This window comes from Microbispora sp. CSR-4, assembly GCF_008033685.1.
Lineage (GTDB): Bacteria > Actinomycetota > Actinomycetes > Streptosporangiales > Streptosporangiaceae > Microbispora.
Genome location: NZ_VJVX01000009.1, coordinates 24539 through 45618, shown reverse-complemented (window position 1 = coordinate 45618; position 21080 = coordinate 24539). Strand labels below are relative to the sequence as shown.

The following is a 21080-nucleotide window of genomic DNA, read 5'->3' as shown; positions in this document are numbered from 1 at the left end:
TCCTCCCAGCCCGCCCGCCCCGATGCCAACGCGGGCGCGGCTCCGCGGGCGGTAACCTCGAACTGTTATGGGTTCCACACGAAAGCTTCGCGTCCTCGCGGCCATGTCCGGCGGGGTCGACTCCGCGGTGGCCGCCGCTCGGATCGCCGAGGCGGGGCACGACGTGACCGGCGTCCATCTGGCGCTGTCGTCCAACCCGCAGTCCTATCGCACCGGCGCGCGCGGGTGCTGCACCCTGGAGGACGCCCGCGACGCGCGCCGGGCGGCCGACGTCATCGGCATCCCCTTCTACGTGTGGGACATGGCGGAACGCTTCCATCGCGACGTGGTCGACGACTTCGTCAGCGAGTACGCCGCCGGGCGCACCCCCAACCCCTGCCTGCGCTGCAACGAGAAGATCAAGTTCGAGGCGGTGCTCGACCGGGCGCTCGCGCTCGGCTTCGACGCCGTCGCCACCGGCCACCACGCGCGGCTGGAGGACGGCGTGCTGCGGCGCAGCGTCGACGACGCCAAGGACCAGTCGTACGTGCTGGGCGTGCTCACCCGCGAGCAGCTCGCGCACGCGATCTTCCCGCTGGGCGGCTCGACCAAGGCGCAGGTGCGCGAGGAGGCGGCGCGGCGCGGGCTGACCGTCGCCGACAAGCCCGACAGCCACGACATCTGCTTCATCGCCGACGGCGACACCCGGGCGTTCCTCGCCGAGCGGCTCGGCGCGGCCGAGGGGCCGATCGTCGACGCGCTCACCGGCCGGGTGGTCGGCAGCCACCAGGGGGCGTACGGCTTCACGATCGGGCAGCGCAAGGGCCTGCACATCGACCAGCCGGCCGCCGACGGCAGGCCCCGTTACGTGCTGTCGATCGAGCCGGTGTCCAACACGGTCACCGTCGGGCCGCGTTCCTCCCTGGAGGTGACCTCCATCGTGGGGGAGCGGCCGGTGTGGAACGGGCGGCTGCCGGAGCCGCTCGCCCCGATCACCTGCACGGTGCAGCTTCGGGCGCACGGCGAGGTGTACGGCTGCCGTGCCCAGGTGTCCGGCGGCGAGCTGCACATCCAGCTCGACCGCCCGGCGACCGGCGTCGCGGCGGGGCAGGGGGCCGTTCTGTATGACGGGGATGCCGTCATCGGCTCCGCCACGATCGCCTCGGCCGTCTGAGCTCAGGAGATCTCGACGGACTCCCCGACGGGGATCCGGCGGAAGTCGGCCTTCTGCCGGCCGGCCTCCATGCCGAGCCAGTTGTCGATCAGCGTCGCGCCGATGTCGTTGACGAGCCCGTCGTGGGTCGAGTACGCCCGCGCGGGCCGGACGTAGCGCAGATACATGATCATCTCCGCGCCCTTCAGCCACGGCGCGTTGGTCGGCACGAGCAGCGTGGGCACGTCCGCGCCCGGAGGCGTGAGCGCGTCACCGGGATAGAACACCTCGTCGTCCACGAAGAAACCGACGTTCTGCACGGGCGGGACGTCGGGCAGGTTGACCGCGTGCCACTCGCCGACCGCCCGCACATGGAATCCCGCCGTGTCGAAGGCGTCCCCATGGGTGACCACCTGGACCTTGCCCGGGACCTGACCGAGCTGGTCGGCGACGGCCTGGCAGGTGTACACCTCCAGGTCAGGGCTCGCGTTCTTGAACAGGTTGACGTCCACGTGGTCGAAGTGCTCGTGAGTGATCAGCACGGCGTCCGCGCCGTCGAGGAGCCCTTGACCGCTGAACGAGCCGGGGTCGATGACGAGGGTCCGCCCGTCCTTCTCCAGCCGCCAGCACGCGTGACCGAGTTTGGTGAGTTTCATAATCCATAAGCTAGTCACCGTGAGCGAGTATCCGTGGAGCGAGGCCACGGCAACAGGGGTGGGGTCCTATCCGGGCGAGGACCACCTGGAGGCGGTCAGAACGGCCTTCGGCGAGCTGCCCATGCCCTACCTGCCCGAGCTGCCCGCCCGTGGCGTCGGCGCCGACATGATCGGCCGTACGGCGTCGCTGCTGGTCGAGCTGCCCGTCGAGGTGCAGCCGTCCGGCTGGCGGCTCACCGACCGGCCGGGGCGGGATTTCAAGCGGGCCAGAGACCATCTCGTTCGCGACCTCGACGGGCTGGAGGAGGTCTCCCAGGGCTACGAGGGGCCGTTCAAGATCCAGGCGTGCGGGCCGTTGACGCTGGCCGGGGCGATCGAGCTCAGGCATGGCGACAAGGTGCTCGCCGACGCGGGAGCCGTACGCGACCTGACCGAGTCGCTGGCCGAGGGGCTGGCGCAGCACGTTGCGGACGTGCGGCGGCGGATTCCGGGAGCCGACGTCGTCGTCCAGATCGACGAGCCGGGGCTGCCCGGGGTGCTCGCGGGCACGGTGCCGACCGCGTCGGGCTTCGGGCGGCTGCCCGCCGTCGAGTCCCCGATCGCGGCCGAGCGGCTGAAGGCCGTGCTGTCCGCGCTCGCGCCGGCCTTTCCCGTCGTGCACTGCTGCGCGCCGGACGTGCCGTACGAGGTCATCCGTACGGCGGGGGCGCGGGGCGTGTCCGTGGACGCCGCGCTGCTGCGCCGTCGCGACGAGGACCACATCGGGGAGACGATCGAGAAGGGGCTCGCGATGTTCCTCGGCGTCGTGCCGGGGATCGACACCCGGCTCGCCGATGTCGGGGTGGTGGCCAAGCCGGCGGTGGAGCTGTGGCGGCGGCTCGGCTTCCCGCCCGCCCGGCTCGCCGAGCAGGTCGTGCTCACCCCCGCCTGCGGCCTGGCCGGGGCCTCGCCCGCGTACGCCAAGGCGGCGCTGGCCCGGTGCCGGGACGCGGCCCGGGTGCTCCGGGAGGACCCCGGCGAGTGACGTCGGCGGTGGCGACCGGTCCGAGTACAGCGGACAAAAGGGAATGAAAGTGGGCTGCAAGCGGTCTACCGTAATTCTCGATCGCTCTTGCAGCGAGGGGCCGCGGGGTCTGGAGCGGCACCTCGGCGAGCGGTCCGGCGGGAGTCGCCCACGTCCTCGGTGCGGCTCCCGCCCCCTGCCCATCGCGCACTGCCCATCGCGCACTGCCCATCGCGCACTGTCGGTCGCCGGAGATACGGTTGCCCTGGGTGTCTGACGAGGGGAGACGTGCGACGTGACCGACAGGGCTGACGAGGCTGGCGGGTTCGACGGCGTCGCGCCCGGGGACGCGTCCGGAGACACGGCGAACGGGCACGCGGAGGCCGCACGCAAGGTCGAGCGCGTGACGAACGCCGCCGAGAGCGCCAGCGGGGAACCACAGAGCGCCAGCGGGGAACCACAGAGCGCCAGCGGGGAACCACAGAGCGCCACTAGGGAGACACAGGGCGCCACCGGAGAGGCGCAGAGCGCGAGCGGGGAAGCATCGAGCGCCGGCGGAGAGAGACAGAGCGCGCCGGCCGAGGCACGGGAGCGGCACGCCGAGCTCGCCGAGCTGATCGAGGAAGCCAACTGGCGCTACTACGTGCTCGACTCGCCGACGGTGAGCGACGCCGAATACGACCGCTGGATGCGGGAGATCCGGGCGCTGGAAGAGGCCTATCCCGACCTGCGCACGCCCGACTCGCCCACGCAGAAGGTGGGAGCGCAGATCTCCACCGACTTCGCCCCCGTCACCCATCTCACGCGGATGGAGAGCCTCGACAACGCCTTCAACGACGCCGACCTCGCCGCCTGGCAGGCCAGGGCGGAGCGGCTGATCGAGGCCGACCCCGGGCCCTACCTGTGCGAGCTGAAGATCGACGGCCTGGCCGTGGCCCTGGTGTACGAGAAGGGCCGCCTGGTGCGCGGCGCGACCCGGGGCGACGGGCGCACCGGCGAGGACGTCACCCCCAACATCCGCACGCTCGCCGACGTGCCGCACCGGCTGCGCGGAGACGACGTGCCCGACCTGCTGGAGGTGCGTGGCGAGGTCTTCCTGCCGGTCGAGGGCTTCAAGAAGCTCAACGAGCAGCTCATGGACGCGGGCAAACCGCCGTTCGCCAACCCGCGCAACTCCGCGGCCGGATCGCTGCGGCAGAAGGACCCGCGGGTCACCGCGCAGCGCCCGCTGCGGATGATCGTGCACGGCGTCGGCAAGTGGGAGGGCGACGGTCCGCTGCCCGCCACCCAGTCGGCCGTCTACGAGCGGCTGCGTGAGTTCGGGCTCCCCGTCAGCGACCGCTACAAGGTGGTCAAGAGCCTCGACGAGATCCGCGAGTTCATCGCCTACTACGACGAGCACCGCCACGATCCGGAGTACGAGATCGACGGTGTGGTGGTCAAGATCGACCGTATTGCCGTTCAGCGGCAGCTCGGGTCCACCAGCCGGGCCCCGCGCTGGGCGATCGCGTTCAAATACCCGCCCGAGGAGGTCACCACCAAGCTCCTCGACATTCAGGTCGGGGTGGGCCGGACGGGCCGGGTCACGCCGTTCGGCGTGATGAAGCCGGTGACGGTGGCCGGGTCCACCGTGGAGCGCGCGACGCTGCACAACGCCGCGGAGGTGGCGCGCAAGGGTGTGCTGATCGGCGACACCGTGGTGCTGCGCAAGGCGGGCGACGTCATCCCCGAGATCGTCGGGCCCGTTGTGGAGCTGCGGCAGGGCAACGAGCGGGAGTTCGTGATGCCCACGCACTGCCCCGAGTGCGGCACCGAGTTGGCCCGCGAGCGCGAGGGCGACGCCGACCTGCGCTGCCCGAACGCCCGCTCCTGCCCCGCGCAGCTTCGTGAGCGGGTTTACTTCGCCGCCGGGCGCAACGCGTTCGACATCGAAGGGCTGGGCTATGTCGCGGCGACCGCGCTGACCCAGCCGCTGCCGCCGCAGGAGCCGCCGCTCCGCACGGAGGCCGACCTGTTCGACCTGACCATCGAGAAAATGCTGCCGATCAGGACGGTTGTCCGCGACCCCGACACGGGCCTGCCGAAGACCGACCCGGAGACCGGCGAGCCGAAGGTCGTCGCGCTGTTCGCCACCGTCTCCGGCGAGCCGAGCAAGAACGCCGAGCTGATCCTCCAGCAACTGCAGGAGAAGAAGGACCAGCCGCTGTGGCGGGTGCTCGTGGCGCTGTCGATCCGGCACGTCGGCCCGCCCACGGCCCGCGCGCTCGCCGCGGAGTTCCGCTCGATCGACGCCATCGCCAACGCGTCCGAGGAGGAGCTGGCGGCGGTCGAGGGCATCGGCCCGAGGGTCGCCGCGACCATCAAGGAGTGGTTCGCGGTCGACTGGCACCAGGAGATCATCGAGAAGTGGCGGGCCGCAGGGGTCCGGATGGCCGACGAGTCGCCCGAGGACGAGGGCCCGCGTCCGCTGGAGGGGCTCACCTTCGTCGTCACCGGCACGCTGTCGGACTTCAGCCGCGACGAGGCGAGCGAGGCCATCAGCGCCAGGGGCGGCAAGGTCACCTCGTCGGTGTCGAAGAAGACGAGCTTCCTGGTGGTGGGTGACAACCCCGGCTCGAAGTACGACAAGGCGGTCAAGGCCGGCGTCCCGATCCTCAACGAGGAGGGCTTCCACGTCCTCCTCGACAAGGGCCCCGACGCCGCCCGCGCCGTCGCCCTCACCCCCGAGGAGTGAGCCGCACCTTATTGAGCCGCACCTTGTAGAGCCACTGAGGCAGGGCCGACGGGACCGAGGGGCGTCCTCCGGATCCGGGCCTCGCGGGCACCTGGACGACCGGCCTCGCCTTGAGGATCACCGTTCCGGTGTGTCCAGGCACTCCCCGAGAGGCAGTTCAACGCCATCACTCAGGGGAACATGGCCAACTGCTCTGCCGTTGGCCGAGACATGCCGAGTTCTGCGATGCCGATAGCCGAAGTCATGCACTACGCGGCCTTCACCACCGATCCCGCCGGCGGCAACATGGCCGGAGTGGTGCTCGACGCCGCAGGTCTGGACGACGCGGACATGCTCGCCGTCGCCGCAGAGGTGGGCCACCCGGAGACGGCCTTTCTGAGCGAGGCTCCCGCGCGTCTCACCGAGGCCGGCCGGACGTTCGCCGTCCGTTATTTCAGCCCGAAGCGGGAGGTGCCGTTCTGCGGGCACGCCACGGTGGCGTCCGCGGTCGCGCTGGCCGAGCGGATCGGCCCGGGTGGCCTGGTCTTCGAGACGAAGGCGGGAACCGTACCCGTCGACGTGGCGGCGGACGACGACGGCGTGCTGTGGGCGACGCTGACCAGTGTGGATCCGTACGTCGAGCCGGTCGGCGAGGACGACGTGGCACAGGCGCTCGACGCGCTGAGGTGGCGGATCGACGAGCTCGATCCCGAGCTGCCCCCGCGGATCGCGTACGCCGGGTCGCGCCATCTCGTCCTGGCCGCCGCCACCCGCGAGCGCCTGGCCGATCTGGACTACGACTTCCCGGGGCTGGCGCGCTACATGACCGAACGGGATCTCATCACCCTGCAACTGGTGTGGCGCGAGTCGGCGGACACCTTCCAGGTGCGTGATCCGTTCCCCGTCGGCGGGATCGTGGAGGACCCGGCCACCGGGGCCGCCGCGGCCGCTTTCGGCGCGTACCTGCGGGAGCTCGGCAAGGCCGGTCCCGGCGCCGTGCTGACCCTGCACCAGGGTGTGGACATGGGACGGCCCGGCCTGCTGCGGGTGGAGTTGCGGGACGGGGACACCAGGGTTCGGGTGTCCGGCGCCGCGGTGCCTGTTCCGGCCGGCGACTGATCTGCGCATGCCCCCGGAAGACTGCGGCCGCGAACCGGTGGCAGCCCTCGCGGACGAAGCCCATCCGGCCCACGGCGAAGCGGTGGCATGGTTCGGCGTGACTGGGACGCCGCGGCGATCGGTGGGACCGTCGCCGGTGATCCCGCCGAGTCGTCCGAGACTCAACCGTTCAGGCTTCGTTCCGCCGTGGGCCGCCGGGGACGTTCCTGCGGATTGTGAAGGAGGCCTGGAGGAGGGCGGCGGAGCAGGGAGAATGCAGGCGTGCAGCGTGACTTCGTCATCGTCCGCAATCCAGACCCCGACTCCCGCCTGCCGTACCTGATTCGCGTGCCGTTGGGCGCGGCGGGTCTGGTGCTGCGCGCGGGCGGGACATGGCCCCGCGAGAGGGCGATCTACTGCTACCCGGCCGGCGATGACGAGTGGCCGGCCGAGCCGGAGGTGATCGAGCGCGTGCCGGTCCGCCAGTGCGTACGGCGGGGCGCCGCGATCGACCTGGTTCTCGACCGCGGCAGGGAGAACCGGTCGCAGATCGTCTACACCACCGCCCGGGGGCGGGACGCGATCTTCTGGCAGACGGCCCGGGTGCGCAAGCAGGCCAGGCCGGGCGTCCGCACTCCGACCGCGCGGGCCTCCGGCATCGCCGCTCTGCCGATCGTCGTGGACAGTGGTGAGCGGTACGGTTACCGCTTCGCCTCGCAGCAGGTCCAGATCGACAAGCGCCGCCTGCCCGCCGGTGACTACGCGGTCGAGAGAGACGGCCGGGTATGGGCCGCCGTCGAGCGCAAGAGCCTGCCCGACCTCGTGGCCAGCCTCCTCAACTCACGGTTGAAATTCCAGCTCACCGAGTTGGCCGCGCTGCCGCGCGCCGCCGTCGTGGTCGAGGACCGCTACTCGGAGGTGTTCAAACTCGACCGTGTCCGGCCCGCGGTGGTGGCCGACGGCATCGCCGAACTGCAAGTGACCTTCCCCGGTGTCCCGATCGTGTTCTGCGAGACCAGGAAACTCGCCGAGGAATGGACCTATCGCTTCCTGGCCGCCGCGTACGCGCTGGCCATCATGCCTGCGGAAGACGGCGAGGCGTACGAGACGCCGGGGGCGGGCCCATCGCGGCGGCCGGCTTCTGAGACGCCGGCTTCGGACCTTCGGCGGCACACGCCGTCCGCGACCGATGCGCAGGCTCCGGACCTTCGGCGGCACACGCCGTCCGCGAGCAACGGCCCGACGACAGCGGAGATCCGGAGATGGGCCCGGAACAACGGCCTGGACGTGTCCGATCGCGGCAGGCTCCGCCCCGAGATCCGGCTCGCCTACGAGCGCGCCCACGAGGAATGACCCGCCTGTAGGTCCGGCCAGGAGCCGAGCCGACGCGTCAGCAACGCGTGCCCGGCCCCCGGCGCCTTGGGAGACGGCGGCCTGGACACGGAACCCACGAAGGCGTGCCGTACGGGTGGGGAGTCCGTACGGCACGCCTGGACTATGCGGCTGGACTATGCGGCGGGGATCAGGCCGTGGTGCAGACCAGCGGAGACGGGGTGGACGGGGTCCCGCTGGAGCTGCCGAGGAAGCCGAACGCGGTGCTCGCGCCGGGGGCGAGGTTGCCGTTCCAGCTCAGGTTCGAGGCCGTGACATTGGTGCTGCCGGTCAGGTTGGCGTTCCACGACTGGGTGATGGACTGCCCGCCGGGCATCGTCCAGCTCACGGTCCAGTTGTTGATCGCCGAAGATCCCGCGTTGGTCACGGTGATCTCACCCTGGAAGCCGCCCTGCCACGAGCTGATGACCTTGTAGGTCGCCGTGCAGCCGCCGTTGCCGGGGAAGGTCGGCGAGGCCGACGGAGAAGGAGACGGCGACGGAGACGGCGACGGGGACGGCGAGGGGGACGGCGACGGGGACGGGGACGGGGAGGGCGACGGCGACCGGGTCGGCGACGGCGACGGAGACGGCGAGGGGGTGTACGGGGCGGCTATCGCCAGGTCGTAGGCCCGCTGAGGCACGAACTGCCCCGCGGGGGCGATGCAGCCGTCGGACTCGCCCGGAGGCTTGACCCAGAGGAAGGCGGCGATCGCCGAGTCGCCGGTGTTCGTGGTGCTCCAGGTCCCGGTGGCGCGGCCGGCCGGGTCACACCACTCGGTGCCGACCGGGCCGTTGCCGTTGCGGCTGGTGTCGATCACGGCCTTCAGCCAGGAGTAGCCGGTGGCCGAGATGACGCTCTTGGCGTAGGAGACAGCGCCCGAGGTGAAGCGGTAGTTGGAGACGTTGAGGGCGATGCCGTCCGCGCTGTTGGCGATGTCGGCGCCGCGCAGCCGGTTGGCCATGTCGGAGGCGCCCACCCAGGCGTCGTTCCCCGCGTCGAAGAAGACCTTGACGTTCGGGGAGGTGGCCTTGAACTTCTTCCCGGCGTACGCCATGGAGGCCTGGACCTCGGCCTGCTGCGAGGAGTTCATGCAGTTCGGCATGATCGCCAGGGCGTCGGGCTCCAGGATGATGTAGGCGGGCCGCCCACCGAGCCCCGCGGCGACCTGATCGATCCAGGCGCGGTACGACGAGTGGTCGGGCGCGCCGCCCGCGCTCGCGCCGCCGCAGTCGCGGTTCGGCATCTCGTACACGACCATGATCGGGATCTTGCCGGCGGAGGCGGCGGCTCCGACGTACGCGTCGACCTGGCTGCGTACGGTCGAGGGGTTGTAGCTGGCGAACCATCGGCCCTGCGGGACGGCGGCGATGCGGTCCCTGATCACCGGGGTGCGGCTGTCACCGGGGTTGGCGGCCACCCACTTGGCCGCGTTGGTCGTCGGGTCGACGTAGAACTCGGAGTCGGCGGCTTGCGCGGCGGAGGAGGTGAGCACGGACGCTCCCACCGCGGCCGTGGCGACCGCTGTGAGTACAGCTGCCGTCAATCTGCGAGACATGGAAATACTCCGTCCGGTAGAGTGGGAGCGCTCCCACATGTCTCTGGATGGTAGGGAGCAGACAGCGGGTCCAAGAAGGGTCGCTCAGGGTTTGTTTGGACGGCCAACCTAGTAGGCGCAGGCGGGCGGGGGAGTGGACCTGTGGAGCAGTTGAAACTTTCACCCCAACTCCGGCCAGACCGTGATATCTCCAGAAATCATGGTGACGGAGTGTGCCCAAGCGGTTTCGCGAAGTGGCCCAGAGGTCGTACCCTCCCATAGTGACCTCTTGGGGGGTTTCTTACCGATGACGCTTTCACGCGGTCTTATGCCGCTTGCCGGGGTGCCACGTGTCCTCCTGCCCGCCGTCGACCTGGGCGAAATGTCCACGCCCGTCGACACCCGGGACACCGGACCGCGCCCGGGCTCGCCCCTGTGGGCCTACCTCACGGCGGTCACCGCCGTCGGCGTCACCGCGCTGGTGATCGCGCAGGTGCGGCTCGGCTTCGGCGAACTGGGTGAGGTGGCCCGCACTCCGCTGTTCTGGATGCTGACGGTCCTGGTCGTGCTGGGCGAGCTGCGCCCGGTCATGTTCAGCTCCTCGACGCTCGTCGGGGGCACGCCGGCATCGACGATGTTCACCTTCGCCGTGCTGATGTACCAGGGCCTGCCGACGGCGGCGCTGATGCAGGCGGTCGCCGTGGTGGTCAGCGGGCTGGTGCATCGCAGGGCCTGGCACCGGGTGCTGTTCAACCTCTCCCAGGTGACCCTGGCCTGCATGGCGGCCGCGGGGGCCTTCGCCGCGTTCGGCGCGCATGCGGCGCCCCTCACGCCCCGGACGCCCGACGGCGCGGACATCCCGGCCATCGCGGTGGCCGCCACGGCGTACTTCGCGGTCCGCGCGATCCTGGTCTGCCAGGCGGTGGCGCTGCACGAGCGCCGGCCGCTGGCCCGGGTGATGAAGGCGTCGATCGGCCCGCAGGCCCTCGTCTACGGGGCGCTGCTCGGGCTCGCGCCCCTTGTCGTGGTCGTGATGGCGCACTCCACGGCCCTGGTGCCGCTCTTCGTCGCGCCGCTGGCCGCGGTCTACTTCACCGCGACGCTCTCGCTCCGCCGCGACCACCAGGCCACCCATGACGGGCTCACCGGCCTGCCGAACCGCAAGATGCTCATCCTGCGCACTGAGGAAGCCCTGGCCGAGGCGCGCGAGCACGAGCGGGTGGGGCTGCTCCTGCTCGACCTCGACCGCTTCAAGGAGGTCAACGACACGCTCGGCCATCCGGTCGGCGACCGGCTGCTGCAGATCGTGGCCCACCGGCTCACCCACAGCGTGCGGCCGGGCGACGTGGTCGCCCGGCTCGGCGGGGACGAGTTCGCGGTGCTGCTGCCGTCGATCAGGGACGCCCACGCGGCCAGGGAGGTCGCCTCGCGGCTGCGGGTCGCGCTGACCGAGCCGGTACGCCTTGAGGGGATGACATTCGATCTCGACGCGTCGATCGGCATCGCGCTCTATCCCGACCACGCGCCGGACTTCGAACTGCTCATGCAGCGCTCCGACGTGGCGATGTACCTCGCCAAGGAGGGCCGTACGGGCGTCGAGTTCTACCTGCCGGGCAAGGACCGCAACTCGCCGGAACGGCTCAGCCTGCTCGGCGACCTGCGCCGGGCGATCGACGCCGACGAGCTGGAGCTCCACTATCAGCCCAAGGTGAGCCTGGAGGACGGCAGGGTCGAGAGCGTCGAGGCGCTGCTGCGCTGGTGGCACCCGGTGCGCGGGCCGATCTCACCCGCCGAGTTCATCCCGCTGGCCGAGCAGTCCTACCTGATGCGCGAGCTCACCCAGCACGTCATCGGCCACGCGCTGCAGCAGGCGGCCCGCTGGTGGCACGCGGGGATCGACGTGCCGGTCTCCGTCAACGTGTCGGCCCGCGACCTGCTGGATTCGAGCCTGCCCGAGCAACTGGAGTCCGGGCTGGAGAAGCTGGACCTGCCCCCGGAGGCCATCCGGCTGGAGGTCACCGAACGCATTCTCATGACCGATCAGGCCTATAGCGCCGACACGATCCGCACCCTGGCCGGTCTCGGCATCCAGCTGGCCCTGGACGACTTCGGCACCGGCTACTCCTCGCTGGTACGGCTCCAGCGGCTCCCGGTCTCCGAGGTCAAGATCGACGCGTCGTTCGTACGCCGGCTCGGGGAGTCGCCGGACGACGAGCGGATCGTTCGCTCGATCATCGACCTCGTACGGTCCCTCGGGCTGAGGTCGGTGGCCGAGGGGGTCGAGTCGCCGGAGGTCGCGACGCTGCTGCGCGAGATGGGCTGCCACGCGGGCCAGGGCTGGTGGCTGGCCAAGCCCATGCCCGCGAGCGAGGCGACCACATGGCTGCGCGGCCGGCTCAGCGCGGCCTTCCGCGACCGCGAGACCGGCGGAGCCCGCCTCGCGCCCCACTGAACCGCCACACCGAGCCGCCACACCGAACCGCCACACCGAGCTTCCACACTGGGTCTCCGGGCAGCCGTGCTGGGCGGCAGCACCGAGCCGCCACACCGAGCCGCCACACCGAACCGCCACACCGAGCTTCCACACTGGGTCTCCGGGCAGCCGCGCTGGGCGGCAGCACCGAACCGCCATGCCGCGTGATCGCGTTTTGCCGTCGCGCTGAACCCGTCGCGCTGGACAGCCGCGCTGAACAGCCGCGCTGGGCGGCCACAGTGGGTCTCCACAGTGGGCAGCCGCGCTGATCCGTCGTGCCGGGCCGTCGGCGCCGCGCCGCCCGCGCCGGCCCGCCCGCGCTGGGGAGGGCGCGGCAGGGCGTCGGCCTCGGCGCGGGAGTCGCGTTAAGAGGATGTGACGCGCCGTCGCCGGTTCGGCCGCGCTCGGCGACGAGCCCTAGGATGGGTAGGTCCAATCTCCATCATGAAACGGGTTCGACGACTCATGTCCGCCATAACCCGCGATGAGGTCGCTCACCTCGCCCGGCTGTCCCGGCTGGCACTGGCCGACGACGAGCTCGACCACTTCGCCGCCCAGCTCGACCAGATCGTCGGCGCCGTCGCCCGTGTCGCGGAGGTGGCGGCCGACGACATCCCGCCGTCCTCGCACGCGCTTCCGCTGACCAACGTGTTCCGGCCCGACGTCGTACGGCCCGGCCTCACGCCGGAGGGCGCCCTGTCCGGCGCGCCCGCGGTGGAGGACGACCGATTCCGCGTGCCGCGGATCCTCGGGGAGGAAGAATGAGCTTGATTCGCAAGACCGCCGCCGAGCTCGGCGCGCTGGTCGCCTCCCGAGAGGTCACCGCGGTCGAGGTCACCCAGGCCCATCTCGACCGGATCGCCGAGGTCGACGGCCGGGTCAACGCCTTCCTGCACGTGGACGCCGAGTCCGCGCTGGCGCAGGCGCGCTCGGTCGACGAGCGCATCGCCGCCGGCGAGACGCTCGGGCCGCTGGCCGGGGTGCCGATCGCGCACAAGGACGTGTTCACCACGACCGACATGCCGACGACCGCAGGCTCGAAGATCCTCGAAGGCTGGCGCCCACCGTACGACGCGACCGTGACCCGCCGCCTGCGCGAGGCCGGCCTGGTGATCCTCGGCAAGACCAACCTGGACGAGTTCGCCATGGGGTCGTCCACGGAGAACTCGGCGTACGGGCCGACGCACAACCCCTGGGACCTGTCCCGGATTCCGGGCGGTTCTTCCGGAGGTTCGTCGGCCGCGGTGTCCGCCTACGAGGCGCCGCTGTCCACCGGCACCGACACGGGCGGCTCGATCCGCCAGCCCGCCGCGGTGACCGGCATCGTCGGCATGAAGCCGACGTACGGCGGCTCGTCCCGCTATGGGCTGATCGCGTTCGCGTCCTCGCTCGACACGCCCGGGCCGTTCGCCCGCAACGTGCTCGACGCGGCGCTGCTGCACGAGGCCTTCTCCGGCCACGACCCGCTCGACTCGACCTCGATCGACGCGCCGGTCCCGCCGGTGGTCGAGGCCGCGCGGCACGCCGACGTGGCGGGCATGCGGGTCGGCGTGGTCAAGGAGTTCGGCGGGGAGGGCTACCAGCCCGGCGTGCTCGCCCGGTTCAACGAGGCCGTCGAGCTGCTTGAGTCGCTCGGGGCCAAGGTCGTCGAGGTCTCCTGCCCGACGTTCTCCTACGCGCTGCCCGCGTACTACCTGATCGCGCCCTCGGAGTGCTCGTCCAACCTGGCCCGCTTCGACGCCATGCGGTACGGCCTGCGCGTCGGCGACGACGGCACCCGCAGCGCCGAGGAGGTCATGGCCCTGACCCGGGCGGCCGGTTTCGGGCCCGAGGTCAAGCGGCGCATCATGCTCGGCACCTACGCCCTGTCGTCCGGCTACTACGACGCCTACTACGGGCAGGCCCAGAAGGTCCGCACGCTGATCATGCGGGACTTCGAGGCGGCCTTCCAGCAGGTGGACGTGCTGGTATCGCCGACCACGCCGACCACCGCCTTCCCGATCGGTGAGCGGGCCGACGACCCGATGGCGATGTACCTCGCCGACCTGTGCACGATCCCGACCAACCTGGCCGGCAACGCGGCGATCTCGGTGCCGTGCGGCCTGGCCGACGAGGACGGCCTGCCGGTCGGACTGCAGGTCATGGCACCGGTCCTGGCCGACGACCGCTGCTACCGGGTCGGCGCCGCCGTGGAGAAGGCATTCGAGAGCCGGTGGGGCGGCCCGCTGCTGTCCCGCGCGCCCGCGCTCTAGTCGCCGAGAGGAGGGGAACGGCGGCATGATCACCCGCATCGAGATCGACGGCTTCAAGTCCTTCCTGGACTTCCGGCTCGACGTGCCGCCGTTCCTTGCCCTCGTCGGCCCCAACTCCAGCGGCAAGTCCAACCTGCTGGACGCGTTCCTGTATCTGCGCGATTCCGCGTGGGGTCCCGAGGCGCTTCTGACCCCCTCCAGGGGAAGGCCCCATGAGCTGTTCCATCGGGTGAGCAAAGGCCGGCCGGTGACCGAGTTCACGATCCGAGCATGGACTTTGACCCACATCGGCGACGGCATCCTGCCGTTTCTCTACTACAGCGGTGCTGATCTCGGCGACGACGGCGTTCCCCGGCCTTGGGCGCTCTCGGCCGGGCCGCTACGAGAGTCTTTCTTCCCAGTGCTTCCCCCGTGGCTTCCGCACGAGCCCGAGAAGGCGCAGAAGGCGCTGAGCCGGGAGATGTCCAATCCGAGCCGCTATGTGCAGCTTCTGAATTCCGAGGTCGATGCCTGGAATATGCACCAGGTGGAGCCGGATTGTTTGCGCTCCTGGTCGTCGGCGGCGGATCACGGACCACTGCGGGCGGATGGCGGCAATCTGGCTTCCGTTCTCGGGCGGCTCAAGGCGGAGGGAGCGCTCGAAGAACTCCTCGTGGACATGGTGGCGCTCATCCCGGACATCACCGGGATCGAGCCGATCCTGGACGAACGGCGTCAGGAGTGGACGTTCGACGTCATCGTGGACGGCCAGGGGGCGATACCCAGCACACTGCTGTCCGACGGGACGCTCAGGGTCATCGCGCTGCTGGCCGCGCTGCATGATCCGGCTCACGCCGGAGTGCTGCTCATCGAGGAGATCGAGAACGGGCTGCACCCCAGCCGCCTCGCGGAGCTACTCCGCAGGATCCAGGGCAGGGTCACCGATCTCAACGACCCGGAGAGCGCCAAACGACCGTTGCGGCAGGTGATCCTCACCACGCACTCGCCGGTGGTCGTCTCCGAGCTGTACCGGCTCCGGCCGGACGCGCTGGTCTTCCTCGACACCGCCGTACGCGTCGATCCCGACAACGACAGGATCTCCCGGGTCACGGTCGCCAAGCCGGTGCGGTCGGAGGGGGAGCCGGGCACGTTCGTCTCTCCGCGCCAGGTGAGGAAGTATCTGAGCGCGGTGGGCGAGGTGCCATGAGCAGGCCGCTGGTGCCCGGGCTGATCGCCGAGGGGGAGACCGACGAGGTCTTCCTCGGTGTCGTGATCTCCCGGCAGCTCCGTGAGCTCACCGCGCAGTCATCCCGGTGCGCCGTCGACGTGGAGAGCACCGAAATCGGCGCGTGCCGATCGATCTACGACCACGGCAGGATGACCGGCGCGCTGCGTGAGCTGGCGAGCGACTGCCACCTGCTTTTCGTCCACAACGACCACAGGGAGCGGGACAAGGCGGACCGGGTCGTGCGGGACTCGGGACTGCCCACACCGGTGATCGCGCTGGTACCGGTTCAGGAGACCGAGGCGTGGCTTCTCGCGGACGCGGGCGTGTGGCGCCGGTTGAGCGGGAGCGACCACGGACGGTTGCCCGCCCGCCCGCGGGACGTCGAGAAGATCGCGGACCCCAAGAAAACACTCGCCGAGGTGGCGCCGCGCCGCGGAAAACCCGTTCGTGACTACTTCGAATACATCGCTCGTAACATCGACCTCGACGTTCTCGCCCAGGTGCCCGCGTACGCGGACTGGGTCTCCGACGCGAGGAACGCATTGAAGGGACTTGGTTACCTGTGAGCAGCACTGAGACGCTCATGCCGTACGACGAGGCGCTGGAGCGCTTCGAGCCGGTGCTGGGGCTGGAGACGCACGTCGAGCTGGGCACCGAATCGAAGATGTTCTGCGGCTGCCCGACGACCTTCGGCGCGCCGCCGAACACGCAGGTCTGCCCGGTGTGCCTGGCACTGCCCGGCTCGCTGCCGACGGCCAACGAGAAGGCGATCGAGTCGACGATCCGGATCGGCCTCGCGCTCAACTGCACCATCGCCGAGTGGTGCAGGTTCGCCCGGAAGAACTACTTCTATCCGGACATGCCGAAGAACTACCAGATCAGCCAGTACGACGAGCCGCTGTGCACGGACGGCTACCTGGACGTCGAGGTGGACGGGAAGACCGTCCGCGTGGAGATCGAGCGGGTCCACCTGGAGGAGGACACCGGCAAGTCCACCCACGTGGGCGGCGCGACCGGGCGCATCCACGGCGCCGACTACTCGATCGTCGACTACAACCGCGCCGGCATCCCGCTCGTGGAGATCGTGACCAAGCCGATCGCCGGCACCGACAGGCTCGCCCCCGAGGTCGCCCGCGCGTACGTCACCGAGCTGCGCGAGGTGATGCGCTCGCTCGGCGTGTCCGACGTGCGGATGGAGCAGGGCTCGCTGCGCTGCGACGTGAACGTCTCGCTGATGCCGCGCGGCTCGTCGGAGTGGGGCACCCGTACGGAGACCAAGAACGTCAACTCGCTGCGCAGCGTCGAGCGGGCGGTGCGGGGCGAGATCGAGCGCCAGGCGGCCATCCTCGCCGAGGGCGGCCGGATCGTGCAGGAGACCCGCCACTTCCACGAGGACACCGGCCAGACGACCTCCGGGCGGTCCAAGGAAGAGGCGCAGGACTACCGCTACTTCCCCGAGCCCGACCTGCTGCCGATGGCGCCCGACCCGGCCTGGGTCGAGTCGCTGAAGGCGGCGCTGCCCGAGCTGCCGTCGGCGCGGCGCAAGCGGCTCCAGCAGGAGTGGGGCGTGTCCGACCTGGACATGGCCGCCATGCACAACGCCGACGCGATCGACCTGGTCGAGGCGACGGTGGCCGCGGGCGCGCCCGCGGCCGACGCGCGCAAGTGGTGGATGGGCGAGCTGGCCCGCAGGGCCAACGAGACGGCCACGGCGCTCGCCGACCTGCCGATCACCCCGGCGCAGGTCGCCCGGGTGACCGAGCTGGTCGCCTCCGGCGCGCTGAACGACAAGCTGGCCCGCCAGGTGCTGGAGGGCGTGCTCGCCGGCGAGGGCGGCCCGGACGAGGTCGTGGCCAAGCGCGGGCTCCAGGTCGTCAGCGACGAGGGCGAGCTGTCGGCGATCATCGATCAGGTGCTGGCCGACAACGCCGACGCCGCGGAGAAGGTGCGCGGCGGGAAGATCGCGGCCGTGGGCGCGCTGGTCGGCGGCGTGATGAAAGCCAGCCGGGGCAAGGCGGACGCGGGCCGGGCCCGCGAGCTGATCCTCGAGAAGCTGGGCGTGCAGGGCTGACGGGCCTCGCGCACGTCGGTCACTGTGGCGGTCATCGCAAAGCCTGACCGACGCGTCCACCCACCTCGGGCACGTCGGTCACTGCGCCGGAAAGGAAGCGCCGGTCCTCGCGAAGCCCGCACCGCTGGACCCTCGCTGCGGTCCTGGCTCCCTCCACTCCGGTGAACGTCGCCGGACGCCGCCTCGGCGGGGGTCGCACGGCAAGGTGAGAACGGCCGGTCACGGTTTCGCGTGGCCGGCCGTTGGCCTTTTCCTTTGTTGGGTTTGTTCCGGTTTGTTCCGAATCGTGCTTCCGGCGAAAGTGGCGTCGGTGAAAATCGCGTCTTCTGCACGGAAAGCGACCTTTCTGGCGAGTGCGGAAGGTGTTGCTTCGGGACATATCCAGCGGAGGGCGTTTAGGGTTAACTGATCGCGAGTTGACCTTGAGCTGGAGGAGTCTGAGGCGTGCGCAACGCCGGAGCGTCCGTCGACCCGCCCACGGATCCGTCCGGGGCGGCGTCCGCTCCTCCGCACAAACATCCCGTGCGCCGCGTCACCTCACTGCCCCGCGGGGTCTCGGCCCTCCCCCGAGGGGTGTCGGCCGACATCTTCGCCGAACCTCCCGCTCCCGCCGCACCGGCCGCCAAGCCGTCCGGTGGCGGGAGCATCCCGCCGCCTGCCGCGCCGGTCGAGCCGTGGCGGGTGCCGGAGCGCCCGGCGCGTGAGGAACCCGCCGTCGTCCCGTCGCAGGATCCCGACGACCTTTACGACCCCGTCCCGCAGGGCCGTACGCTCCGCCGTACGCTGATCGGCCTGGCGGTGTTGCTCCTGCTGCTCTATCTCGTGCCGGCCGTCTTCATGGCGGGGAAGGTCCTGCCCGGCACGACGGTGCTCGGCGTCGACATCGGCGGGCAGAGCAGGCCGGAGGCAGTCGCCACCTTGCGCGAACGGCTGTACGCCCAGGCCAGGACGCCGGTGATCGTACGGCAGGGCACGCGGCGGCTGACCGTGGACCCGCAGCAGGCCGGTCTGATGCTCGATGCCGAGGCCACGGTCACGGCCGCGCCGGGCGGCTTTCCCAACCCCCTGGAGGTGTGGAACGCGCTGACCGGCACCCGTGAGGTGAAGCCCGTCGTGTCGGTGGACCGCCGCAAACTCGACGAGGCGGTGGCCAGGTTCGTCGCCGCGCCGCTGGAACGCCCGGGGCGCGAGGGAGACGTCTCGTTCGAGGGGGTCACCCCGGTCCCGATCTATCCCCGGGTCGGCTACGTCATCGACAGGAAGGCGACGGCCGACCAGATCGTCCGGGGATACCTCGACCCCGTGGCCGTCGTCGTGGCGCCCACGTCGCGTGATCTGCCGCACATCACCCGGGCCGAGGTGCGGCGCGCCCTGCAGTGGGCGCGACGCGCGGTGGCCGCGCCGCTCACGCTGACCAACGGGACCGCGTCGGTCAGCCTGTCACCCGCCACACTGGCGCGATATCTCACGTTCGCGCCCGACGGAGCGGTCCTGCGGCCGCACTTCGACGCCGTGGCTGCGGTCAGGAGCGTCGAGCCCACGCTGGTCGGCCCCTCGCGGGTGGCCCGCGACGCCGCCTTCACGGTGAAGGACGGCCGGCCGGTCCTGGTGCCCGGCAGGCCGGGCGACCGGGTGGACACGGACCGTCTCGCCGCGGACGTGCTGGCCGCCCTCGACGGCAGCGACCGTACGGTGGCCGTGTCGGTCGTGAACGGCCCGCCACGGATCACCGACACCGCGGCGCAGCGGATGGGGATCCGGGAGGAGATCGGCCGTTTCACCACCTCCTACGCCTGCTGTCCCCAGAGCGCGGCCAACATCCGCACCGCCGCCGCGCTCCTCGACGGCCGTCTCGTGGAGCCGGGGGAGACGTTCTCGTTCAACGGGGTCGTCGGCCCGCGCACGGCGGCCGCGGGGTTCGACGGCATCACCCCCACCATGATCCACGGCCGGGCCGGCACGGAGGCGGCGGGGATGACCCAGGTCGCGACCACCCTGCTGAACGCCGTGATCCGCGCCGGGCTCCGGGTCGGCGAGCACACCCCGCCCGAGGTCCACGCCTCCCAGCTGCCGGCCGGCACCGAGGCCGCCGTGTCCTTCCCCGGCCCCGACCTGCGCTGGAGGAACGACTCGCAATACGGCGTGCTCGTCCACGCGTCCACGAGCGGCACCTCGCTGACCGTGACGCTGTGGAGCACCAAGCGGTACGACGTGGAGGTGCAGGAGCCGGTCGTCGGGCAGCGGGTCGAGGTGCCCGCCGTGACCGGTCAGGGACCGGGCTGCGTGACGACGCAGGGGCAGCCCGGTTTCACCGCCGCGGTGACGCGGGTGCTGCGGCAGAACGGCGAGGTGGTCTCCCGGCAGACCTTCCGCACCTCCTACCACGCCCAGGCCGCGGTCATCTGCCGCTGATCAGGAAGGCCGCACCACCAGGATCCGGTCGTCGCCGTCCCTGGGGGAGCCGCGCCCGTCCCGGTTGCTGGTGCCCACCCACAGCGTGCCGTCGGACGCGGTGGCCACCGCGCGCAGCCTGCCGTACTCGCCCGTGTAGAGCGCGGCGGGACGTCCGGCGCGGCCCGAGGCGTCCACCGGAACGCGCCACAGGCGCTCGCCGCGCAGCGCCGCGGCCCACAGCGCCCCCGAGGCGTACGCGAGACCGGACGGCGACGCCTCGTCGGTCGACCAGGTGAGCAGGGGGTCGGTGTATCCGGACCGGTGGCCCACCCCTTCGACCTCCGGCCAGCCGTAGTTGTGGCCCTTCTCGATGAGGTTGATCTCGTCGTAGGTGTTCTGGCCGAACTCGGTGGCGTACATGTGTCCCCGGTCGTCCCAGGCCATCCCCTGCACGTTGCGGTGCCCATAGGTCCACACGAGGGTGCCGAAGGGGTTGCCGGGGGCGGGCCGGCCGTCCGCCGTCATGCGCAGGATCTTGCCGCCCAGCGAGTTCCTGTCCTGGGCCATGCCGCGTTCGCCGGTCTCCCCGGTCGAGGCGTACAGGTAGCCGTCGGGGCCGAAGGCGAGGCGGCCCCCGTTGTGGATGGCACCCTTCGGGATGCCACTGACGATCACCTTCCGGTCGGAGAGCCCTCCGTCGTAGCGGTAGCGGACGATCCGGTTGTCGTCCTGGGCGGTGAAGTAGACGAAGACATAGTGGTCGTCGGCATAGCGGGGCGAGACGGCCACGCCCAGCAGGCCGCCCTCGCCGCTCGCGGCCACCCCCTCGATCACGCCGGCCTCGTGGACCTGGCCGCCCGGGGTGACCCGCAGCAGCCGCGCCGACTCGCGCTCGGTCACCAGCGCGTCGCCGCCGGGCAGGAACGCGATCGCCCAGGGCACGCTCAGGCCGGTGACCAGCGTGCGCGGTGCGGCGGGGGCGACGCTCGTCTCACCGCCGGCGGGAGTCGCGCCCGCGCCACCGGCGGTGGCGGCGTCGCTCGCGGCGGACAGGGGCGGGGGAGTCCTGCCCCCGCCCTCCTCACCCGGCGCGCACGCCGCGGTCGCCGTCAGAAGGGCCGCCCCCAGCAGCGCCGCGCCCACCCCGTGCCTGTTCGCCATCCCTGATGACCT

15 protein-coding genes are annotated in these 21080 nt (G+C 71.2%); 12 read left to right on the top strand and 3 right to left on the bottom strand.

What is annotated here, in order from left to right; translation table 11 throughout:
- The first annotated feature begins 67 nt into the window (after positions 1-67).
- Entirely contained in the window at positions 68-1153 is a 1086-nt protein-coding gene (gene mnmA, locus FLV34_RS10035) for a tRNA 2-thiouridine(34) synthase MnmA (RefSeq protein WP_147942959.1), read from the top strand.
- Positions 1154-1155: 2 nt separating this feature from the next.
- Here the strand turns inward: mnmA and FLV34_RS10030 are convergent, their stop codons facing one another.
- The gene (locus tag FLV34_RS10030) at positions 1156-1788 is read right to left on the bottom strand and encodes an MBL fold metallo-hydrolase (protein ID WP_142646148.1); all 633 of its coding nucleotides are present in this window, start codon (positions 1786-1788) and stop codon (positions 1156-1158) included.
- Positions 1789-1807: 19 nt separating this feature from the next.
- Here FLV34_RS10030 and FLV34_RS10025 point away from each other — a divergent pair, with 19 nt between their 5' ends.
- From FLV34_RS10025 to FLV34_RS10010, 4 genes are all read left to right on the top strand, one after another.
- Positions 1808-2812: a methionine synthase gene (locus FLV34_RS10025; protein ID WP_142646146.1), complete on the top strand. Its 1005-nt coding sequence runs from the start codon at positions 1808-1810 to the stop codon at positions 2810-2812.
- Between the two features lie 274 nt (positions 2813-3086).
- Positions 3087-5525, top strand: a complete 2439-nt coding sequence (ligA, locus tag FLV34_RS10020) for an NAD-dependent DNA ligase LigA (protein WP_261985722.1) — start codon at positions 3087-3089, stop codon at positions 5523-5525.
- A 225-nt stretch (positions 5526-5750) separates the two neighbouring features.
- Positions 5751-6623: a PhzF family phenazine biosynthesis protein gene (locus tag FLV34_RS10015; protein ID WP_142646144.1), complete on the top strand. Its 873-nt coding sequence runs from the start codon at positions 5751-5753 to the stop codon at positions 6621-6623.
- Positions 6624-6884: 261 nt separating this feature from the next.
- Positions 6885-7955 (top strand): histone-like nucleoid-structuring protein Lsr2, encoded by a 1071-nt coding sequence (locus FLV34_RS10010; protein ID WP_147942958.1) that lies wholly within the window; start codon positions 6885-6887, stop codon positions 7953-7955.
- A 169-nt stretch (positions 7956-8124) separates the two neighbouring features.
- Here FLV34_RS10010 and FLV34_RS10005 read toward each other — a convergent pair whose 3' ends face one another.
- Positions 8125-9531, bottom strand: coding sequence for a glycoside hydrolase family 6 protein (locus tag FLV34_RS10005; protein ID WP_147942957.1), 1407 nt, complete (start codon positions 9529-9531; stop codon positions 8125-8127).
- Positions 9532-9892: 361 nt separating this feature from the next.
- Here FLV34_RS10005 and FLV34_RS10000 point away from each other — a divergent pair, with 361 nt between their 5' ends.
- From FLV34_RS10000 to FLV34_RS09970, 7 genes are all read left to right on the top strand, one after another.
- Positions 9893-11962 (top strand): bifunctional diguanylate cyclase/phosphodiesterase, encoded by a 2070-nt coding sequence (locus tag FLV34_RS10000; protein WP_147942993.1) that lies wholly within the window; start codon positions 9893-9895, stop codon positions 11960-11962.
- Between the two features lie 486 nt (positions 11963-12448).
- Positions 12449-12748 (top strand): Asp-tRNA(Asn)/Glu-tRNA(Gln) amidotransferase subunit GatC, encoded by a 300-nt coding sequence (gene gatC / locus FLV34_RS09995; RefSeq protein ID WP_142619286.1) that lies wholly within the window; start codon positions 12449-12451, stop codon positions 12746-12748.
- The gene (gene gatA, locus FLV34_RS09990; RefSeq protein WP_142646138.1) at positions 12745-14235 is read left to right on the top strand and encodes an Asp-tRNA(Asn)/Glu-tRNA(Gln) amidotransferase subunit GatA; all 1491 of its coding nucleotides are present in this window, start codon (positions 12745-12747) and stop codon (positions 14233-14235) included. Before gatC ends, gatA begins: the two co-directional genes overlap by 4 nt.
- 25 nt (positions 14236-14260) lie before the next feature.
- Positions 14261-15421, top strand: coding sequence for an AAA family ATPase (locus FLV34_RS09985; RefSeq protein WP_147942956.1), 1161 nt, complete (start codon positions 14261-14263; stop codon positions 15419-15421).
- Positions 15418-16008, top strand: a complete 591-nt coding sequence (locus FLV34_RS09980; RefSeq protein ID WP_147942955.1) for a DUF4276 family protein — start codon at positions 15418-15420, stop codon at positions 16006-16008. Before FLV34_RS09985 ends, FLV34_RS09980 begins: the two co-directional genes overlap by 4 nt.
- Positions 16005-17513, top strand: coding sequence for an Asp-tRNA(Asn)/Glu-tRNA(Gln) amidotransferase subunit GatB (gene gatB / locus FLV34_RS09975; protein WP_260617150.1), 1509 nt, complete (start codon positions 16005-16007; stop codon positions 17511-17513). The genes FLV34_RS09980 and gatB overlap by 4 nt, the downstream gene beginning before the upstream one ends.
- 522 nt (positions 17514-18035) lie before the next feature.
- Positions 18036-19925: a VanW family protein gene (locus tag FLV34_RS09970; protein ID WP_142646132.1), complete on the top strand. Its 1890-nt coding sequence runs from the start codon at positions 18036-18038 to the stop codon at positions 19923-19925.
- Here FLV34_RS09970 and FLV34_RS09965 read toward each other — a convergent pair whose 3' ends face one another.
- A complete protein-coding gene (locus FLV34_RS09965; RefSeq protein ID WP_142646131.1) occupies positions 19926-21068 on the bottom strand; it encodes a sorbosone dehydrogenase family protein in 1143 nt (380 codons plus the stop codon).
- Between the last annotated feature and the right edge of the window lie 12 nt (positions 21069-21080).